The sequence below is a fragment of the Haliscomenobacter sp. genome (assembly GCF_041740695.1).
Lineage (GTDB): Bacteria > Bacteroidota > Bacteroidia > Chitinophagales > Saprospiraceae > Haliscomenobacter.
Window position 1 is genome coordinate 51,492 of sequence record NZ_JBGSLK010000044.1, and the last position, 19,900, is coordinate 71,391.

The window sequence follows — 19,900 nt, forward strand, 5'->3', positions numbered from 1 at the left end:
CTACTATTTTCCCAGTAATAATTTTACTGCGGTATCAAAACCACTGGGGCCTATTGCATCAATGCTGATCATGTGGGGTATTTCCAGCGCAGCCCAGGAGTGGTCTGGTCTTTGTACCAAAAAAGGGATATCCACAACTTCCAACATCGGCACATCATTGGGACTATCGCCAATCGCTGCAAAAACCACGCCTTGGGCATGGCTTTGCCGGAACAATTCCATCATCCACAGCACCGCTTTCCCTTTATTTACCTGTGCAGACTGCACCGTAAAAAAACGTCCACCCCTGCTGAGCGAATAGCCCATTGCTTGGAGTAGATTTTCGACTTCGAAAAAACGTTCTCCGTTCAAAGGCGAAAGCAGGGTTTCGGTGAACCAACGCTCACGAGCGCGGAGAAGTGCATCTCCACTCAGGCCAGTTGCCGCGGATAATTCGGCATCCGAAGCATACTTATACCCCTTGAGCCCCCCAATCTGTTCCAAAGCAGTACCTAAACTTACGGCATCGGCATGTGCAAAAACAACAACATCGTAACCGCCTTCACGGCGGGCAGCCGTGTACATTTTTTTGGGAAAGAACCCATCTGGGATGGCTACTGCACTACCGTTCTCAAAAATAAAGGGTTGGCGCATACCCAGTTGGCCCTGTAGGTCACTTTGTTCAGTAAAAGTTTTGGATGAACAAAATACCAAGGGCACCGACCGATCGACCAGCCGGCGTAAAGCCCCCTCACTTTCACGTGTGTCGTAAGTGTGGTAATCGATCAGGGTGCCATCCAGATCGGTGAAGAGCACTAGTGCCCGGTCGGTTGAAATGGGCAATGGGATCATAAGGGGGAATAATTGCCATGTTCTTGCCAATCTATTTTTCGGGCGGCGGCAGTGAAATTAAGCGATGAGAGCACAGGATATTGCCGAAGTTTTATCGGCTCTTCATTTTTACGTACAATTTTGAGCCGACTCAATTCATGGGAGATGTCCTTTTTTAAACCCTTCGGGCAAATAGAAGAATGCCAGAGCACTGAAAGGGAATACTCAATCATTTCCTGGATATGATCATCTCCTTTTGCTGCATCATGAAAGTGTGGATTGCGCGATTCTATTTGAAATACCTCTACTCCATTTTTCATGATTTCGGGAATTGGGCTTGGTAAGACTCCACCGAATTTCTCCATCAAACTAACGAAATGGTGCGTTTCTACCGAAAAACCGGTTGAATAATCCAAGGACAATGCCAATGGCATCGAAAGGGCATGCTCGCCAGCATTACCCGTGCGTAGTACTTCACTTTCGTATCCAGTGTAGTGGCTCAAAAACAAGTTCAGGTATTGATTGGTGATGCGCGAAACACGCCCCCATTTGGTAAAAAAAAGCTCCCCCTCTACGATTTTAGGCTTGCTGTGCCACTGGATACGGACCATCGAATAAGGAGACTTACTCTGCGATAGCCCAGCTGAGAAAATGCGCACGTACTCAAAAACTGCACCCGGGAAATAATTGTCCGAATCGATGAATCCGACATATTTTTTACCCGCCAAATGAGCAAGTGCAATCCCTGCCAACATGCCTTCCGCTTTTCCGTGGCGGATCAGGCCCTGGTCATCCAGCAGGTGTGGATAGCCACCATCTTTAAAAATCCGAGCCAGTTCTGCTGAACGTTGGTGGGCAATGATGTATTTTTTTTTCGCATGACGGCAAAAGGTGTCCACCATATTGCGTTCCATGCGGTATCGATCGATTGGTTCGTTTTTGCTATTTGAAATAACAATGGGCAAACAATTGTGGGGAATGCCACACAAAACACCTTCCAACAAGCGCAGGCGCTCGTCTTTCACGGGAATAACAATGGCCAGGTCTTTCTCAATCTCGTACAATCGCTCATAAGGAATCTGCTGAATGACATGAAAGGGACTATCAAACTCGGAATCTGTGCCATAGCCGCCTTCCAATTCATAGATTTTTTGAACCTCGTAAAAAAGATTGGCTCCAAAGCGTTCAGCATTGGTAGGAATTTCCAGACGCATAATTTTCAAATTTGGGAAACGTTAAAAAAAACAGCTTTCGGTTACACATTTTTTGTCTCATCAATTCCTGTAATCTCCACTGGACGGTCCCTGTAAAACAATGCACCGAGCATTAGAATAAGGCCCGTTGCTAAAATAACAAAAAACAACACCCCTTCATCAAAAGATTCAATACGTTGCCATTCTGGAATTTTGTAAAACAACAAAATGGTGATCAAACCACGTGGTATGTAAAACAACTCAGGTAGTAAGTTGTACCGGTGTACAATCCGCAGGTAGATGAATCTTAAACCTAACAGTGCCGCAACAATCAAAAGACCGAGTTGCAGTACTTGCATGTTCTGAAAATACGCTAAATCAATGCCATATCCAAATATTACGAAAAAGAAAGTCCGAATCAAAAAGGAAGATTCAGCGGTAATGGATTTTAAAAAGCGAACTTCGTTATTGACCCGCTCATCCGTAAAAAAGCGCTTAAGGGGTTTCCATTTAATCAATTCCCAGTTGTTGAATACCAATCCAAACATCATAATGGTAATGAGCGCAGGTAAGTGCAATATTTTACCCCCTACATAAACGGCAATCAGCACAGCGAATGACAGGAAAAATTTGATGTCCACCCGGTTTTGTATCAAAAGCCAGACCATGCCGAAACAAACGATCACCGACAAGACCAGCGCTACCACAATGCTGCCTCCAAACCAAAGGATCTCGGCACCTCCAATGTGATGCCCCGCTGTGAAAAAATTAAAGACCATAATTCCGATAATGTCCGAAAAAGAGGCTTCATAAATCAGGAACTCTTTTTTTTCGTGACTCAAATGGTGTACACTTGGCAACACCACCGCACTGCTTACTATGCTTAAAGGTATGGCATATACCAAACAATAGACCAGCGGAGTTTCAGGCAACCACCAGTACAAAATTCCTGCTACGCCAAGTGATGAAACGATAAAAATGACCAATGCGGACAAAAATGAACGGCCGATCAATGGCAATCTATCACGAGTAATTTCCAAGTCTAATCCCGCCTCCAACACGATCATGATCAGTCCCACCGTGCCGAGTAATTCGACCAACATCGGGGGAATTACAAAGTTTAGCCCCATCAAGTCAGACACATACCGCAATAAAATGCCTGTCCCCAGCAACAGTAATACAGAAGGTATCCGGGTAAGTCGGTTAATGACAGAGAACAAGTAGGAGAGAATGATCAGCCCACAAACCGCAAAAAGCCATGTATATGTAGAAATATTTTCCATATGGTAAAGATAACAAATCGATGAACTCGGTTTACAAAAAACCCTTACCCGTGAGTGTATAAAAGTGGACAAGGTCTCACTTTTTGTTTAGTTGCTATCACCATATGTATAAACATGACGTTTATCAGGTATGGCCTACTGCTTTGTGTTTATCTTAAAGTGGTTTTTCCAATAAATAATTGGCACGTAGAATGCAAATTGTTATTACTGATAAAAAACTATGACAGACTTAACTTCTTACACCAATGAGATAGCCACTGATGCCCTGGTTTCAGCCGCAAAAACTGTTCTTAAAAACAATAGACTCGGCTCCTTTACCAAACCAGCACCAAGCCTGTATCCTCATCAGTGGAACTGGGATGCCGGATTTATTGCCATCGGGTACGCCCGCTCAGATTACCAACAAGCTTGCGCTGAGCTGAGCGCACTTTTTCGCGGCCAATGGGCCAACGGGATGGTTCCTCAAATCGTATTCTCTGTTGAAAATACCGGGCAATATTCCCCCGGCTATTTTTTCTGGGATACCAAGGGGGTTCCAGGTAAACCCAGAAATGTGCGCACTTCGGGCATCACCCAACCGCCAGTTCATGGGTTTATCTTGCAGCGATTGATGGAATGTTCCCCTGATCTAAAAGCTTCTCGCCCCTATTTTCAGCGCATGTTCGACCGCATTGTGCTCCTTCATCAGTATTATTATCAGTTTCGTGATCCACAGCGGGAAGGATTGGCTTTTATTTGTCATCCCTGGGAATCCGGCATGGACAACCTCCCGACCTGGGAAGAAGTTTTTACCCAAATCCATTTTGATGCTTCCGAAGTCCCCGCTTATGAACGCCGTGACCTCGAACATGTAGATGCACCTTATCGACCCCGCAAACAAAGTTATGATCGTTACATGTATTTGGTCAATCTCCTCCGAAAAGGCCGTTACCAAGAACCGGAAATCTGGAAGGATTATCCTTTTCAGGTTCAGGAGCCGCTCTTTAATGCGCTCCTCAACCGCAGCAATGAGACACTGATTGAAGTTGGTCAATGGCTCGGTCGCGACACCAGCCAACTGCGCGAATGGCAAATCCAAACCAACCATGCCCTCAATACCAAGCTCTGGGACAAAGAAAAAAGTTGTTATACCTCTTTTGATCTTGTCCATCAGCGTTCCATTCCAATCCGCACTGCTGGCGGCCTGATGCCTTTGTTTTGCGGCGCGCCCAATGCTGCTCAAGCGGAGAAGATAGTGGCATTGTTGCAAAGCCCCTCTTTTGAAGGTACCGTGGAAAATCCTGCCTGGCTTTGCGCGTCTACAGCACTCGATGAACCAGGCTTTGATCCATGTCGATATTGGCGTGGTCCAGTGTGGATGAACATCAACTGGATGCTCATCCATGGGTTGAATCGTTATGGATATGCGGATTTAGCTACCCGAATGCGCAGCGACTCCCTGGATTTGGTGCGTAAATTTGGTTTTTGGGAATATTACAATCCATGGAAAAACCTGCCCGAAACGGAGAAGACAGGTGGCTACGGTGCCGATCAATTCTCCTGGACGGCAGCATTGGTATTGGATTGGTTGGAGGCTTAGGGGCGATAAAAAAATGAACACTTATTTTTGCCCTACTACTTAAAAGCGAAAAGCCTGTAGTTTGACCTACAGGCTTCCGCAATAACCCCATTTTAAATCACCTGTAGATTCTCTCATCTTATCATGAATGGTTCATTTGGTTGATTTTTGGCCAACACTACTTTTCGATGCATCTGATAAGGGACAAATGGCTCCGTCTGGATCAATGCCCTAGCTACTGCTGGCCGGGTACCGAAGGGCATTGAAAGTACGGGTACAGTAGAATGCTCAAGAAAAAACGGGCCAATCATTTTGCTAAATAAGCGGGCAAAAAAATTGGTTGGTTCCACACCAATACAAATCAAACCAACTTGCAATTGTTTCGCTCTTTCGAGTATTGCGCTTCCAAAATGAGTACCCTGCGCGGTGTCGGTTGTCACCTCAATACCAGCAGCGAGTAAAGTAGCCTTCATCTTTTCCATTAAGTAATGAACACGAAGCTCTTGGGTAGATGAAGAACCATTTTGAATAAAGCCAGATAGAACAACGGTACCCCCGTATTTCTTTGCCCAAGTAATGACGCTCGGAAGTTTCTGTTCGATCTGAGCGTTAACTCTCACTGGTACCAGTATTTTCAGCTGAGTTGGAGGGGTCATTCCTTCCCGGACAAAGAGAACAGGACAGGGGCTATTGTACATTAATGCAGTGAGCTTGCCCTTGAAAACTAAATTTGGTATTTCCGTAATTAACAAATCTGCTTCGTCATTGCGGATATGCCGGATTAAGTCCTGCCATTGATTACTAACTTCCACCGTAAATTTGGTCTTACGGACATGGGGTAAGGAATTTCCTATATTCCTTAACAACCCTAAGGTTTTTAGAATCAATTTTGAAATCTTTTTTCCTTGTCCTACGCTGGCATTATTGTAGGAGTTTTTTCTGTCTAGATGGATTGCGTTGTACAAATTCACTTCAGCTTTAAATCGTTTGGAAAGTTGTTCTGCCCAAGTGATTATGATTTGATTAGCGTGAAGCAGTTCCAAATTCGCGATAATCTTTTGAATGATATATGGTTTCATTGCTATTTGTTTGTAATCAATTAATACCCTACAAAGATCAAGGTTTTTGATGGACAAGAACTTGATAATAATCAGGTTACGGTTATTTTGATCGCAAAACTCTAAATCGCTATCCCGCTAGAGAATGTATTTTCAATTTTTTTATGCCCCAGATCAAAAGTCCCTTCGATAAACTGCTCCTGAAGAATGTGTAGCCCAAGAATGTGATTGAGTAGGGCATCTTTGCGCACCAGAGATATCGGGTTTTGGTCCAGATGGTATTCCTTCAAATACTGTTGCAGTCGTTTAGGGTCAAAAATGCCCGCTTTTTCAATTTTTTTAGGACTCAAATACCGATCGAGAAGCAACTGAAATGCCTGCTTTTTTGAGGCAGAAGTATGACTTGGCGGTGCCATAAACGCAAATTTTTCCCGAGTATACAAAGTATGTGGAAGAATCTGGCGCATGGCTTCCCGCAAAACCCATTTTTCAGTATTTCCTTTGATCCGCATTCTTGGTGGGATCATTTTAGCCACGGAGGCTACCCGATGGTCAAGAAAGGCAGGTCGACTTTCCATAGAATTGGCCATATCTACTCGATCACCGCCCCAGTTCAGTATTTGACACTCCAGCATGGTCTTGATCCAGGTATATTGAGCCTTGTCGAGGGCATGACGTCCGTCAAGTTGATCCCGATCAAAAGACAAGGCAATGGCTTCAACCGGGTCATAATTTTTTAAATCAGCCAACAGGTCATTGCTCAACAATGGTCGAGCCATGGCCAGGGTTTGAATCCAGGGCTGAATCCAGGAGGGCGTAAATCCACATGCGGCCTCCAGTGCAGGGTGTGAAACGGGAGATTCGGCTAAAATGGCCCCTTTGAATAGTTGATTGGATTGAGCTAGGGCTTCCAGATGCATTTTATCTTCAGGACTCCCAAATCGAAACATGTCCTGCTTAAATGCAGGATATCCACCAAATAACTCATCGGAACCTTCACCCGTAACGACAACTCTAAATCCACATTCATTCACCCGCTTGCTCATGCACCATTTCGCTACCCCCAGCGTATTGTAAAAGGTGCGTTCGGCATGGTACATGGTTTGAATGTAGTTGTTGCCGTATAATTCATCCGCACCCAAGCGTATTTCTTCCTGATTTGCACCAGTTTTGAGTGCCATTTCACGGGCGATGGGTGCTTCGTCATAAGCGTCATGATCAAAACTAATCGTAAATGCTTTGACCGGTGATTGTTGCAGAGAAGAAGCTAGTCCCAACATGGAACAACTATCAATTCCGCCCGAAAGATAGCAGCCAACGGGAACATCTGCTTCCAGGCGGCAGGCTACAGCATCCGTCAACGCTTCCTGCACCTGTTGAATGTGGAAAGCTGCGGGTTTACTGCTATCCCGGTCAGTATCTTTGGGGAAGTCCATGTCCCAGTACTGCCGCTCAAGCACCTCAAATCCATCCTTCCGTTTGCTAACGATCAGCATATGCCCAGGTTTCAATGCATGGATTTGGTCAAAAGCCGTATCTCCAGGCACCATGGTATGCATCAATTGCTGCAATACGCCTGTATTGGAAAAGCGCCGTGGAACCTCGGGGTGCGTAAAAAGTGCCTTGATTTCCGAACCGTAACAAATCCGGTTCGGCCCAACATGGTAAAAAAGTGGCTTGATGCCAAAACGGTCACGCACCAAAATCAGCTGCTGGGATTTGTGGTCAAAGAGCGCAAACGCAAATTCTCCTTGTAAATGCTCCACAAAATCAAGGCCATATTTTTGATAAAGTGGGAGTGCAATTTCACTATCGGATTTACTACTGAATGAAAAACCTTCCAGGCGCAATCCGGTTCGGATCCTTTTGTAATCATAAAATTCACCATTGACCGTAATGACTTGGCTCTGATCCCGATTGTAAAGGGGCTGTTGCCCGGTATCTAAATCAATAATCGAAAGTCGGGCATGGGCCATAGCCAGGCCTTTGTTTTGATCCATATGGTAACCAAAACCATCCGGGCCACGATGTTTTAAGCGGTAAATCATGTCCTGCAATTGATGCTTTGCCTTGATATGCAAAGGTTGCAGTTGCCAAAAGCCAGTAATTCCACACATAGAAATATGTTTTCCCGGGTTTCCATAGGTTTTGAGATCAAACCCTATGGGGCGATAAAAAAATGAACATTTATTTTTGCCCCACTACTATGGAAACCCGGGTAGTTGATTAAAGCATTAATTTTTCGGGTAGCCGATCAAATCGATTTAAAATAGAAATGAAGAGTGCCTGACGAATAAATACAGCACCATGTGCTTGGGTAAAATAGAGGTTGTGATGGGTCTCGTCCAAGAGCGGATCCAACTCATCAAGACGAGCCAAAGGATGCAATACTACTGCATCCTCCTTCAGATTACTATCGGCGTCCAGCTTGAATCGGGAATTGAGGGATCGATAGTGGTCTCCTAAAAAGGCGATCGAATTCATATAAATCACATCCAAATCGGGCAGTACCTCATTGATGTCATTGGCAATGAAAAAATCGATGCCGGAGGCTTCCATCTTTTCGGTAAGCTCCGGGCCTAAAGGATCAGCCAGTTCAGATACAATTGAAATCTTGCGGATTCCTGATTTAAAAAGGATGGACATCCGCAAAAAACTGTTTACAGCTCGCATGCTCCCCGGAGTGCCCAAGATGCCCAGATGAATTTGAGACGCTGGCCTGATTTGCTTTTTCTTGAGCTCCGGTTTCCATTTCAACAAGGCAAACCAATCAGCCAGAGCCTGGGTAGGATGTTCACCAGAGCCATTACCCGCATTGATGAGCGGCAAACGCAAATTGTGCATGATTTCTTCTACCGAACTGGTTTCAGTATGCCGCATCACAATCAAGTCGCCGTAGGCATTGAACATCTCTCCGATGTCTGAGAGTGATTCTCCTTTCGCAATTCCGGTAATTTGTCCGGTAGGAATACTGATGATTTTACCATCCAGGCGTTGTACCGCACTTTCAAACGACAGCCTGGTGCGGGTACTGGCTTCAAAAAATGCGGTGATGATAATCTTCCCCGTCAATGGTCGGAAGGTGGAGATATCCGTTGCTTCCAGCATGGCCGCAAACTTGCACAATTCCAAAACCAGGTTTTTATCGAATTGGTCAGCCGAGACGATGGATTGTCCAACCAATCGCCTGAGCACACTAATATTGACTTGTTCGTGTTCCAGTAAATTGACCGGGTCGGGATACAGTCCAGTAGAGTCCAGGGGGTTTTCCAGTAGATTTTTAGACGATGAGGTAGAGAATCTGCTTACCATAACTTTCTGTTTTTGACGTCTGCGAATAAGAGCACAAGAAGCGCTAACGCACAGCCGAGCATCATTGACAAGGAAATAAAGATGATGACGCGAAAAAAAAGGGGTGAAAAGAGTAAGTCCATTCCGCTATAGTTTTGATTCATCCAGTTTTTTCCAATCAAACTGTTCGGGTTGCCATTGGGAAAAAACAAAAGTGACCACAATCGATACACTAGCCCCAATCAAGGAAGCAGTATACCAACCTATCGTAAAATAGGCGACCAATCCAGTGGCCGAACCCAGCACCATAGCCCAAAATGCCCCGTTTGCACTCGCCGAGCGCCAAAACAGGCCCATCGCAATGGGATAAATGGTACTGGTAACCAGTGGGCCAGCAAAAAACAACACAGAAGCAAGGGTACCGATGCGGGGCAAACAAACCATCCAGGCCAGAACCCCAATTGCAACAATGACGTACATGGAAACTTTTCTGATTTCTTTTTCCTGAGCTGCAGGTTTGAGCATCTTTTTATAAATGTCCTCCACAATCAAGTCTGATGTAGCCGCCAACAAACTATCAATGCTGGAAGCCAAAGAACAGAAAAAGACAATAAATACGATCACTGCGCCTGCTTTACCTAAAATGTGACTAGCCATTAAAGGGCCAACCATATCTGGACTGGGAATATTGATGCCCAAAGTGCTACTGGTTAGTGCTATAAATCCAGCAGCAATAGGAACTGGGAACCAGAACAATCCGGCCAGCAGGTAGGCCTTTTGTCCAATTGCCTTGCGCATGGCAAAGGCTCGACTCCACCAAACATTGCTGTGAAAAACCTCCCCAACCCCAAACAGCAGGTTGTTGAAAACAGCCATGAGTGAGGCGGGTAACATGACTTTTAGCAACATTGGTTTTTCCACTTTTATATCGGCGTACACCTGATTCAAATCGATGGAGTACAACACGCTAGCTCCGAGTAAAACAATGCCGATAATAATGACCAAAGATTGAATGTAGTCAGTACCGATCACTGCATATAGTCCACCGAATAAGGTATAAATGATACAAACCAGCAAAATGGCCGTCATGCCAATCGGATACGGAATGCCGGATAATGCATTCATCAAAATGCCACCAGCCATACCCATACTCACCAACCAGGTGAAACCATAAAAAATAGAAATGGCTAAAAAAACATACCAAACCCGCTTGCCATACCGCAAGCGAATAAAATCGCCACTCGTATACCCCGCAGGCATCAATTGTTTGATACGTTTGGCCAATGGCGCAAACAAAAACAAACCAAAGGCTGCGGTGGAGTAAGCGATCATTCCCCAAATGCCCAGTTCAAGGGCAAATTGGGGGGCGAGCATGGTCGTGTTTGACGTGACCCAGGTTGCCATCGCAGTAGCTGTCCCAAATGCCAGCCCCACATTGCGGCCTGCCAACATGAAACCATCAACACTTTTCGCTTTGCGCCCCCAATAAATACCCAGGTAAATCCAAAGCACTGCAAGTAGCGCTAGAATAATAAATCCAGATTTCGCAGAGAGAATTTCGGATTGGTGCTCCATAATTTTACTGATTTTTTGAGGTAGACACGGCCCCTTGAACGACGATTCCCACGGTGATCAAAAAGACGGTAGCACCAATTCCAAACAACCAAAGTGCCAAGCTGAGCGAGTGATGTTTGACTTTAACCAAAATTGTGGATGACCAATCGCTATGGGCTACTCCCCTTATACTTGTTCGTACCCGGTAATAATAGTTACCATTGGGAAGCCCCGATAAAAAAGTAGCCAAATCAGGTCCTTGATACAGTTGAATGGATTTACTAAAATTTGGATCGTTTGATTTTTGCAGCTCGAAAACCCAAGGTGTTGCGCTGGATGAAGATGTTGGAACCTTCCAGCTGAGCTTGACATGCCCTGATTCAGTTTGCTCAATTGGGTTGTTTACAAATGTGGGAATAGGAAGATTGGATGCCCATACCCATTGAGAAAAAGAAATTAAGGCAATTGAAAATATCCATTGGAGATGAGGCATGAAAACAAATTGTGCAGCGATTGAAAAAATAGGTCGGCACAATTTTTTGAAATTCTCTGATGACAAAACCTGATAACTATCAGGTTTATGCCGATTTTTACTTTTTTTGGATAAGATTAAACGATGAAAAGGTGAATGCGGAGCAACGACAAATGGAGTTACGGAAGTATTATTTTAAGCCAGAACCATTTTGGGAAAACCTATCCCCCATGGTTTGGGAAGAGCTAAAAAGTGCATCTTTCACCAAAAAGCACCCCAAAAAAAGCATCATTTACGAGGAGGGAAAGTACCCAAGTGGGCTATACATTATCCGTAAAGGCCTGGTCAAAGTATTTGTCATCAATCATGATGGATCAGAGCAGATCATTTATTTTATGGGCAAGGACGAAATGTTTGGGCTTCGCTCGATCGTCTCTGAAGATACCAGCCCGGTTTTTATTGAAACCCTTGAAGACTGTACAGTGGATTGTATTCCCAAAGCAGAATTAATTCGAGCGCTTTATGGCTCAACCGAGCTAATGGCGGCAATCCTGCGGTATTTAGGCAATGAGTTTCGGGTATTTGTAAATAAGATCAGCTTTTTTACCAACCGTCCAGTCAGCGAACGGGTAGCCCTGGCTTTACTCGTGCTCAATGAAAAATTTAATCCCCATCAGCCTCTGGTCAAAGCCATTTCTTTTTCTCGGAAAGACCTTGCCAATTACATTGGAATAGCCACCGAAAATTTAATTCGTCAACTAAGCAATTTAAAAAATTCTGGTGCCATAGTTGTCAAAGGCCGCAGGATCATCCTGCACAACTTTGAGCTTCTTTTTGAACAGGCAAAACTATCTTGAGCGCTTCATCTGCATTTAGTTAATGCCCATCAATAACTCCCCAAATACCTTCTCAAAAACCACTCCGTAGCAATCAACAGCAACAGTATTGCAAACAACCATTTGAGGTTGATCAACGATTTGGTGGTGGCATTTTCATAAATGACGGGTTTGACCGTACCGACCGCTTTGATCATAGCCGGAATGTCATTCATCTCCGCCTGGCTGACCATTTTACCCCCATATTGCTCGCTCAACAAGCGCAGGAGTCGATGATCCGCAGTAGTTTCATACTGCTCCAATTGGATCGGTTGTACGCTGAACTGGCCATTGTAGCTCAATTGTTCGCCACCACTGTTGACTTTTCCCACAAACTTGTAGTTGCCTACAGGGAGCGTACCGGCATTGAGGCTGTAGGCTTTGCCCGACTTATTAAAGGTGTAGGTATAATCTTTTCCTTTTTCACTGGTAATGACGAGGAGTACATCCGCCTCATTGATCAACTCGTAACTCTTGTTGTACAATTCTGCATCAAAAAACACCTGTTCATTTTCACGGTAGATGTTTTTGGACACATTGACCCGGAATTTGCGTTTGTCCTCTTTTACACCCAGGTATTGGGTCACTTTGCTCACCCAATCGTCAAACAACTCATGGTTGTCCACATTCAGGAAGTTGAACAAACGCCAGCGCCAGATTCCTTCTGCGAGGAGTGCTCCCGTACGTGCGCCATTTTGTTCGCCAAAAATAAACAAAGGGTATTGGGTATCAATCTTTCGAATGCGCTGGTACATCATTACCTGTGCGGAACCACCCACTCGGAATTCGCCGAATGGCGCCTGAATCGGAGGATAATTGGCAAACTCGGTTTTGAGTTTGTCATCCAGCAAAAACAGACTAAAATTCCCCGCAAAACGCCCCTGTACATCATTGGTATTGCGGCCATCCGTTTGGACAGTGACGAGGTTTTGCACCCGGTTGAACTGGCCATAATCCGTCTGGGCCCCCGTGACGAACAAACGGGGAATTCTTTCCCGATCCAAAGTGGCCAAAACACCCGAAGCATCTACCCCTTTACCGGGCAATTGGTGCAGCACAACATAGTCATAAGCGGCCACATTGCCTTTAAAATCCCGGAAATCCGCTACTTCAACCTGGTAGTTTTTATTGGCAGAAATACTTTGGCGAATGGCGGAAATATCGGGGTGGGGGGAATGGGCCAGCAACAGAATTTTTTGCCGGGCATCCAATACATCCACAAAAATATCCTGGCTGTTGTTGTTGCTTGAGGCCTCACCCAGCACTTTGTTGACCACTACCCGGTAGCGCTGTACACCCGCCTCGTTGGCGTTGAGGATGATTTCTTTGGTGGAAAAATAGTCTTTGCGATCAATGTTCAGAGGCTGGGAAGACATCAATTGTGTTTTGCCACCATCCACTTTATAAACCGAAAGTGAGGTCGTATTGCCTGCACAATTGATGGCCGAAATGTCGACCAGCACGCTAAACTGATCACCGAGGTAAACAATTTTATTGTGAAAAACCCGCTTCAACACCAGGTCTTTTTTCGGCGTAGTATCTCCTAATGCAATAGTAAAGACAGGCACTGCCGATTTTTCACCCGAATACAAGGGATTGTTGCCTTCGTTGTAAATGCCATCGGAGGCTAGAACAATGGCACCCAGATTGTCACCTCCGTACAAATCGTAGGTACTGGAAAATAGGTCGGCCAGATTGCTGATTTTGTCTTCGTATTTTTCAGGAAGTCCTTCTCGTACCGAACTCCCAAAAGCAAAGGATTTTACTTCGTAATCAGTGCCCAGGTCGCGCTGCAGGAGTTCGAGTTTTTGCTGGTATTCGGCTTTACTTTTCCCAATCGCATTGCCGACCGATTCCGAAGCATCCTGAGCCAGTACTACAATGGGTTTGCGGGTGTCAATTTGTTTGTAGCGCAACAGCGGCGACAATAAGAAGAAAGCGAGGAAACTAGCACCCAAAAAACGCAATCCGCTCATCAACCAACGCAACCAGGGGGCCTGGTCTTTGAAACTATTGTCTCGATAATACAAAACAAAGGCATAGCCTAAGCCAAGCAACAAGCAAAACAGCACAAACCAAGCAGGGTAAGAAAAAGTCAAACGATCCATAATTGTACCTAAATTGTCGGGTTATCGAGCGAGAAGTCAGCAAATATAAACGATTTTGCTCTCTCAATGGTTGCAATAGAAAATTTATTGTCGCGAAGCAACCCAAGCTATAGTAAATTCGTTTCGTAGTAAATTCGTTTTGTGGTAAATTCGTTTTTTAATACGAACTTAAATAAATCTGGCAATGATCAAAAAATGCTTGCTTGTTTTGGGGCTGATTGGCGCAACCCTTGGTCCCCTTAAAGCTGCCTACATGCTACTGCCCATGGAGGCTGACAAGCAGAAGGACCACTTGAAGGCGTATGGCATCACTTTTTGGGTGCTGAACAACGGGGTAGAGGCTTGGTGGCTCCTGAATTACCGGGGCGGAAGTTTTGCCTTTCAGCACAGTAAAGCTTTTGAAAAAGAATGCCTCACCCGTGGGGTTTCTTTTGAGATCGTCCCCGATGCTCAGTTCAATGGGATACTCAATCAAATTGCCGATCCAGAGGCCAACATGGAGGCCATGAAGCTGGAAAAGGCACCCAAAATCGCCGTGTATACCCCCGATGTAGACTCCAAGGGGCAACGCATCCAACCCTGGGATGACGCCGTAACCCTGGTGCTCACCTACGCCGAAATCCCTTATGATGTGATTTATGACCGCGAGGTAATGAGCGATAAATTGGCCCAGTACGATTGGCTCCACTTGCACCATGAAGACTTTACAGGGCAATACGGGCGTTTTTATCGTTCCTTTAGCTCCTATGCTTGGTACCGGGAAAACCAAAGAAGATCAGAAGAATTGGCCCGAAGTTTGGGTTTCAACAAGGTCTCTGAGGCAAAATTGGCGGTAGTCAAAAAAATTCGCGACTTTGTTGGCGGCGGCGGCTTTATGTTTGCCATGTGTTCAGCAACGGATACTTACGACATTGCCCTTGCTGCCGATGGCATCGATATTTGTGCCGAAATTTACGATGGCGATGGTTCCGACCCCAACGCTCAAGCCAAACTGAATTACAATAACACCTTCGCGTTCAAAAACTTCACCCTGGTGCGGAATCCCCTGGAATACGAATTTTCCAACATTGACGTCGGGCAAGCCCCCGGCCGGGATGTACCCTCTGATCAGGACTATTTTTCCCTCTTTGATTTTTCAGCAAAATGGGATCCTGTACCCACCATGTTGACGCAATGCCATACTCGTACCGTCAAAGGTTTTATGGGCCAAACCACTGCTTTTAGAAAACAATACATGAAAACGAACGTACTCATCCTGGGTGAAAACAAAGCCCATGGTGAAGCCCGTTACATCCACGGCATTTTTGGCAAGGGTTTTTGGACCTTCTACGGTGGTCACGATCCCGAAGATTACCGCCACCTGGTCAACGACCCCGAAACCGACTTGAGTTTGCACCCCAATTCTCCGGGATACCGCTTGATTTTGAACAATATCTTATTTCCAGCGGCGAAGAAGAAAGAACGGAAAACCTAAATAAAAAGGTTCCAGGGTACCAAAGTTCCTGGGTTCAGCCAGTCACTGAGCGGAGTCGAAGTGCTGGCTGAACCCAGGAACTTGGAATTTACTCATCTATCTCTCTATTTTTTTTGTTTACAAATTAAATAAATTAGAGATGATTAGGAAATGTTTACTCATACTAGGGTTGATAGGGGTGGTCCTCGGCCCGCTCAAGGCTGCTTATATTCTGCTTCCGATGGAGCATGACAAGCAAAAAGACCATCTAAAAGCATATGGCATCACCTATTGGGTGCTGAACAAAAATGTTGAAGCCTGGTGGTTGCTCAATTACCGGGGCGGAAGTTTTGCCTTTGAACACAATAAGGCTTTTGAAAAAGAATGCCTCACCCGAGGAGTATCTTACGAAATTGTCCCCGATGCCCAATTCAATGGCATTCTCGATCAAATTGCTGATCCAGCGGCCAATATGGAAGCCATGAAGTTGGAAAAGGCACCAAAAGTGGCAGTTTACTCCCCGGAAGTGGATGCCAGTGGCAAAAGTGTTCAGCCTTGGGATGATGCCGTGACCCTGGTGCTCACCTATGCAGAGATTCCTTTTGACATGTTGTACGACCGGGAAGTGATGGGGGATAAACTGGCGCAGTACGACTGGCTGCACTTACATCACGAAGACTTTACGGGGCAGCATGGCCGCAACCATCGTGGGTATCGATCGAATTCCTGGTATGAGGAAAGCAAGCTGCGTTCAGAAGAATTGTCGCGTAGTTTGGGTTTCAACAAAGTATCCGAATGCAAACTGGCGGTGGTCAAAAAAATCCGCGATTTTGTGGCTGCAGGTGGTTTTATGTTTGCCATGTGCTCGGCTACCGATACTTACGACATTGCCTTGGCGGCGGATGGAGTGGACATTTGTGCGGAAATTTTTGATGGAGATCCCGAAGATCCCCAGGCGCAGTCCAAAATTGATTTTAATAAAACCTTTGCCTTCAAGAACTTTACCCTGGCAAGTAGCCCCTTCGAGCGTGCATTTTCGAATATTGATGTGGGTCGCATGGGGCGGAATGTATCCCCTGATCAGGATTATTTCAGTCTTTTTGATTTTTCGGCAAAATGGGATCCCGTGCCCAGTATCCTTACTCAATGTCACACCCGAACTGTCAAGGGTTTTATGGGGCAGACTACAGCTTTTAAAAAACAATACCTGAAAACCAACGTACTCATTCTTGGTGAAAACAAAGTGCACGACGAAGCCCGGTACATCCACGGCATTTTCGGCAAAGGTTTTTGGACCTTTTATGGCGGCCACGACCCGGAGGATTACCGTCACCGGATAGAAGATCCCGAAACCGACCTGAGCTTACATCCGAACTCCCCAGGATACCGCTTGATTTTGAACAATATTTTGTTCCCAGCGGCGAAGAAAAAAGAACGGAAAACCTAATAAAGTTGAAGTCCTTCAACTTCTTTTCAACCTTTCAACTACTTGACAATGACATCTGGCTTTATGCGCATCCTGCTCGCACTTCTCCTCTTGGTTGGTGCCTTTTTTGCTGGCGCAGCATGGCGAAACAAAGACACCAATGACGAATCTGGCACCGAAGTGGTGGCCAGAGACAAAAATGGACACAGTTCTTTACCCACCCGGGCTGCTAGAGTGCGGGAAGGTATGACCCCGGAAGAATCGCATACCATCGACCTGTTTGAAAAGGCCGCACCCAGCGTATGCTACATCACGACCTCGGTGGTACGCCGCGACTTCTGGTCCCGCAACGTCATGGAAATTCCGCAGGGATCGGGCTCCGGGTTTGTTTGGGATCGTAGTGGGCACATCATCACCAATTACCACGTGATTCAGGGTGCTTCCAAAGCCCAGGTTACCTTGGCCGATCGCAGTACCTGGGACGCGGAACTCGTAGGTTCTGCGCCTGAAAAAGACCTTGCGGTATTAAAAATCAAAGCACCCAACAGCAAAATGGTTCCGATCTCAGTCGGTACTTCGGAAGATTTGCGCGTGGGACAATCGGTATATGCCATTGGTAACCCCTTTGGTTTGGATCAAACGTTGACTACCGGGATTGTCAGCGCATTGGGCCGGGAAATCCAAACGGAAAGTGGCTTCCCTGTACGTGATGCCATTCAAACCGATGCTGCCATCAACCCAGGCAATTCTGGCGGGCCATTATTGGACTCTTCCGGTCGGCTCATTGGGGTGAATACCGCGATTTATAGTCCCTCTGGTGCTTCCGCAGGGATTGGTTTTTCTATCCCTGTAGCAGTGGTGCGCTGGGCGGTGCCTGAATTGATCAAATACGGCAAAATCATGCGCCCCACCATCGGAGTAGAACTGCTGGAGACGTCCGACATCAAGCGCAATCAATTGGAGGGCCCACTCGTAATGGAAGTGACCAAAGGTGGCCCGGCTGCGAATGCTGGATTGCGCGCAACCCGCCGCGACGAATACGGTCGCATCGTTTTGGGAGACATCATCATGGCCATGAACAACAAACGGATTGCTACCAAAGAGGAGTTGATCCTGGAGTTGGAGAACTATCAGGCTGGAGATGAAGTGACGCTCACCCTATTGCGGGATCAGCGGGAAGTAAAGGTAAAAGTGCGGCTGGCGGCTTCGAAGTAATTTATTTTGCCACAAAGACACAAAGGCACTAAGGCGACGGCTTCTTAGTGCCTTTGTGGCAAATAAACAGGGTGAAACCTTCCCATTTACCCAATCCTCAATAACGAAAATCAAATAAAGGAACGAGAAAAATATATACGGATTACTGTTTCAAGATCTTGAGCGTATTTACACCCTGACCTTGTTTCAAACTGAGGAGTAGTAATCCAGAGGGACCGGTAAGACGCAAAGGAATTTGATTGAGACCAGTATTAGGTCGCTTGATCACTTGATTAAAAATGGTTCTGCCTAGTAGATCTGAAATGGTAATTTCAATGGGGGTATTTGAATCTTCGAGTTCGAATTCAAGTAAACTTTGTTCTGAAAAAGGGTTTGGACTTACCCTCAAATTTACATTATTCAAACTGGTATTATCTATACCCGTGCTGACATTACCCTCCCATTTAAAAATTGCGGGATTTGAGGTGCCATAATCGAAGTCTGGCACCCTTCCAGCCCAGCCAACCGTAGGAGAAACAAAATCGATTGCATTTCTGGGAATACCTTGATCTATGATCTTCCAAGAATTTCCACCATCCTTGGTAATTGCGGTGGTGTATTTTCCAATTTGTTGACCAATGGTAAACCAATTACCAGAAATGCCTATAAATGAATTTTCAGTTCCAGGTATATAGGTAAGTATCGAAATAGGAAAAGGAAGGGTATTTAATTGATTCCAGGTTTCGCCAAAATCTTGACTTTGTAAGATTACTGTTTCATTGATTGAGGTGTAGTTCCCGACGGTTACAACATCAGACACCGCAAGTCCTAACCCTTTAGGATTAAATTGAATAGATTGAATGGTATTTTGTTGGGGCAGGTTCAGACTAAATAAATCCCAAGATTTTCCTCCATTCAGACTTTTGGCGATGCTTCTGCTAGTCCCCCACCAAAGCGTGTCTCCTTTTACATCCCACCAATTATTTTGAGCAATTTGCCCCCAATACCATCTGCTACTTGGTATGGGTAGTGGGTTTGTTGTCCATGTATTGCCCCCATCCTCGGTTTGCCCAACCAGACGTCCCCAGACATCAATGAAAAACCCTTTCTGCTCATTGACAAATTTTACTGTTGGTGCCCAAATGAAATTAGGGCGTGCCAAAACTGAATATTGTTGTACCCAGGTTTCACCCCTATTGGTGGTTTTAAAAATTCCCCGCTGCACCGTAGCATTATTTTCTGTAGTGATCCATGCGACAGAATCACTGATGGCAAAGAGTCCAACCACATAATTGGGAGCTATGCTGTTTAAGTCGGTTATTTTCCAGGTTGTACCTCCATCAACCGAGCGGATTAATTTGCACTCAATTGATTCACCAACATCTTTACGCATCAGTGCCCAAACTACTTTTTCGGAGACTGCCGAAAGATCCCAGGTAAAATAATCTTTGGGAAGTAGGTCATTACCTTGAGCAACCCATTTTCCCTCTTGTTGGGCATAGGAAAAAATCATTGAAGTGGCTAAAAGCAATAAAAATAAAGTAAACCTTTTCATAGGGTAAGATTTAAATGAATAATTACCCTACAAATGTCCATCACATTTCAAAAAAGCACTTGTATTCAGC

Annotated in this window: 15 protein-coding genes; 5 read left to right on the plus strand and 10 right to left on the minus strand. The window is 45.4% G+C overall.

The genetic code is table 11. From position 1 onward, the window contains the following. Window positions 1-3: 3 nt before the first annotated feature. Genes ACEW9O_RS09705 through ACEW9O_RS09715 form a run of 3 tightly spaced genes read right to left on the minus strand, consistent with a single transcriptional unit; the run spans window position 4 to window position 3,286 of the window. Entirely contained in the window at window positions 4-831 is an 828-nt protein-coding gene (locus tag ACEW9O_RS09705) for an HAD-IIB family hydrolase (protein ID WP_373549958.1), read from the minus strand. Then, entirely contained in the window at window positions 828-2,024 is a 1,197-nt protein-coding gene (mpgS, locus tag ACEW9O_RS09710; RefSeq protein WP_373549959.1) for a mannosyl-3-phosphoglycerate synthase, read from the minus strand. The genes ACEW9O_RS09705 and mpgS overlap by 4 nt, the downstream gene beginning before the upstream one ends. A 41-nt stretch (window positions 2,025-2,065) precedes the next feature. Continuing rightward, a complete protein-coding gene (locus tag ACEW9O_RS09715) occupies window positions 2,066-3,286 on the minus strand; it encodes a cation:proton antiporter (protein ID WP_373549960.1) in 1,221 nt (406 codons plus the stop codon). Between the two features lie 220 nt (window positions 3,287-3,506). Between ACEW9O_RS09715 and ACEW9O_RS09720 the strand changes: the two genes are divergently transcribed. Beyond that, complete coding sequence (locus tag ACEW9O_RS09720) at window positions 3,507-4,865, plus strand: trehalase family glycosidase (RefSeq protein ID WP_373549961.1); 1,359 nt, start codon at window positions 3,507-3,509, stop codon at window positions 4,863-4,865. A gap of 113 nt (window positions 4,866-4,978) precedes the next feature. On the opposite strand, the gene ACEW9O_RS09725 is transcribed toward ACEW9O_RS09720, so the two are convergent. The 5 genes from ACEW9O_RS09725 to ACEW9O_RS09745 form a co-directional block, all read right to left on the minus strand. Next, window positions 4,979-5,923 (minus strand): universal stress protein, encoded by a 945-nt coding sequence (locus tag ACEW9O_RS09725; RefSeq protein WP_373549962.1) that lies wholly within the window; start codon window positions 5,921-5,923, stop codon window positions 4,979-4,981. A gap of 101 nt (window positions 5,924-6,024) precedes the next feature. Then, window positions 6,025-8,019 carry an asparagine synthase (glutamine-hydrolyzing) gene (gene asnB / locus ACEW9O_RS09730; protein WP_373549963.1) on the minus strand — a complete coding sequence of 665 codons (1,995 nt, stop codon included), beginning with the start codon at window positions 8,017-8,019 and terminating at the stop codon, window positions 6,025-6,027. Window positions 8,020-8,128: 109 nt separating this feature from the next. After that, window positions 8,129-9,214, minus strand: coding sequence for an aspartate carbamoyltransferase (locus tag ACEW9O_RS09735; protein ID WP_373549964.1), 1,086 nt, complete (start codon window positions 9,212-9,214; stop codon window positions 8,129-8,131). A gap of 126 nt (window positions 9,215-9,340) precedes the next feature. Further along, window positions 9,341-10,768: a sodium:solute symporter family protein gene (locus ACEW9O_RS09740; RefSeq protein WP_373549965.1), complete on the minus strand. Its 1,428-nt coding sequence runs from the start codon at window positions 10,766-10,768 to the stop codon at window positions 9,341-9,343. Window positions 10,769-10,772: 4 nt separating this feature from the next. Then, window positions 10,773-11,240: a hypothetical protein gene (locus ACEW9O_RS09745; protein WP_373549966.1), complete on the minus strand. Its 468-nt coding sequence runs from the start codon at window positions 11,238-11,240 to the stop codon at window positions 10,773-10,775. Window positions 11,241-11,299: 59 nt separating this feature from the next. Here ACEW9O_RS09745 and ACEW9O_RS09750 point away from each other — a divergent pair, with 59 nt between their 5' ends. Beyond that, window positions 11,300-12,076, plus strand: a complete 777-nt coding sequence (locus ACEW9O_RS09750; RefSeq protein WP_373549967.1) for a Crp/Fnr family transcriptional regulator — start codon at window positions 11,300-11,302, stop codon at window positions 12,074-12,076. Between the two features lie 29 nt (window positions 12,077-12,105). Here the strand turns inward: ACEW9O_RS09750 and ACEW9O_RS09755 are convergent, their stop codons facing one another. Next, the gene (locus ACEW9O_RS09755; RefSeq protein ID WP_373549968.1) at window positions 12,106-14,202 is read right to left on the minus strand and encodes a hypothetical protein; all 2,097 of its coding nucleotides are present in this window, start codon (window positions 14,200-14,202) and stop codon (window positions 12,106-12,108) included. A gap of 184 nt (window positions 14,203-14,386) precedes the next feature. Between ACEW9O_RS09755 and ACEW9O_RS09760 the strand changes: the two genes are divergently transcribed. The 3 genes from ACEW9O_RS09760 (at window position 14,387) to ACEW9O_RS09770 (ending at window position 18,296) form a co-directional block, all read left to right on the plus strand. After that, entirely contained in the window at window positions 14,387-15,676 is a 1,290-nt protein-coding gene (locus tag ACEW9O_RS09760) for an asparagine synthetase B (protein ID WP_373549969.1), read from the plus strand. A 139-nt stretch (window positions 15,677-15,815) separates the two neighbouring features. Continuing rightward, a complete protein-coding gene (locus ACEW9O_RS09765) occupies window positions 15,816-17,102 on the plus strand; it encodes an asparagine synthetase B (protein WP_373549970.1) in 1,287 nt (428 codons plus the stop codon). 48 nt (window positions 17,103-17,150) lie between these two features. Continuing rightward, the gene (locus ACEW9O_RS09770) at window positions 17,151-18,296 is read left to right on the plus strand and encodes a S1C family serine protease (protein ID WP_373549971.1); all 1,146 of its coding nucleotides are present in this window, start codon (window positions 17,151-17,153) and stop codon (window positions 18,294-18,296) included. 142 nt (window positions 18,297-18,438) lie between these two features. On the opposite strand, the gene ACEW9O_RS09775 is transcribed toward ACEW9O_RS09770, so the two are convergent. Beyond that, on the minus strand, window positions 18,439-19,830 hold the full coding sequence (locus ACEW9O_RS09775; RefSeq protein WP_373549972.1) for a WD40/YVTN/BNR-like repeat-containing protein: 1,392 nt from the start codon (window positions 19,828-19,830) through the stop codon (window positions 18,439-18,441). Window positions 19,831-19,900: the final 70 nt, after the last annotated feature.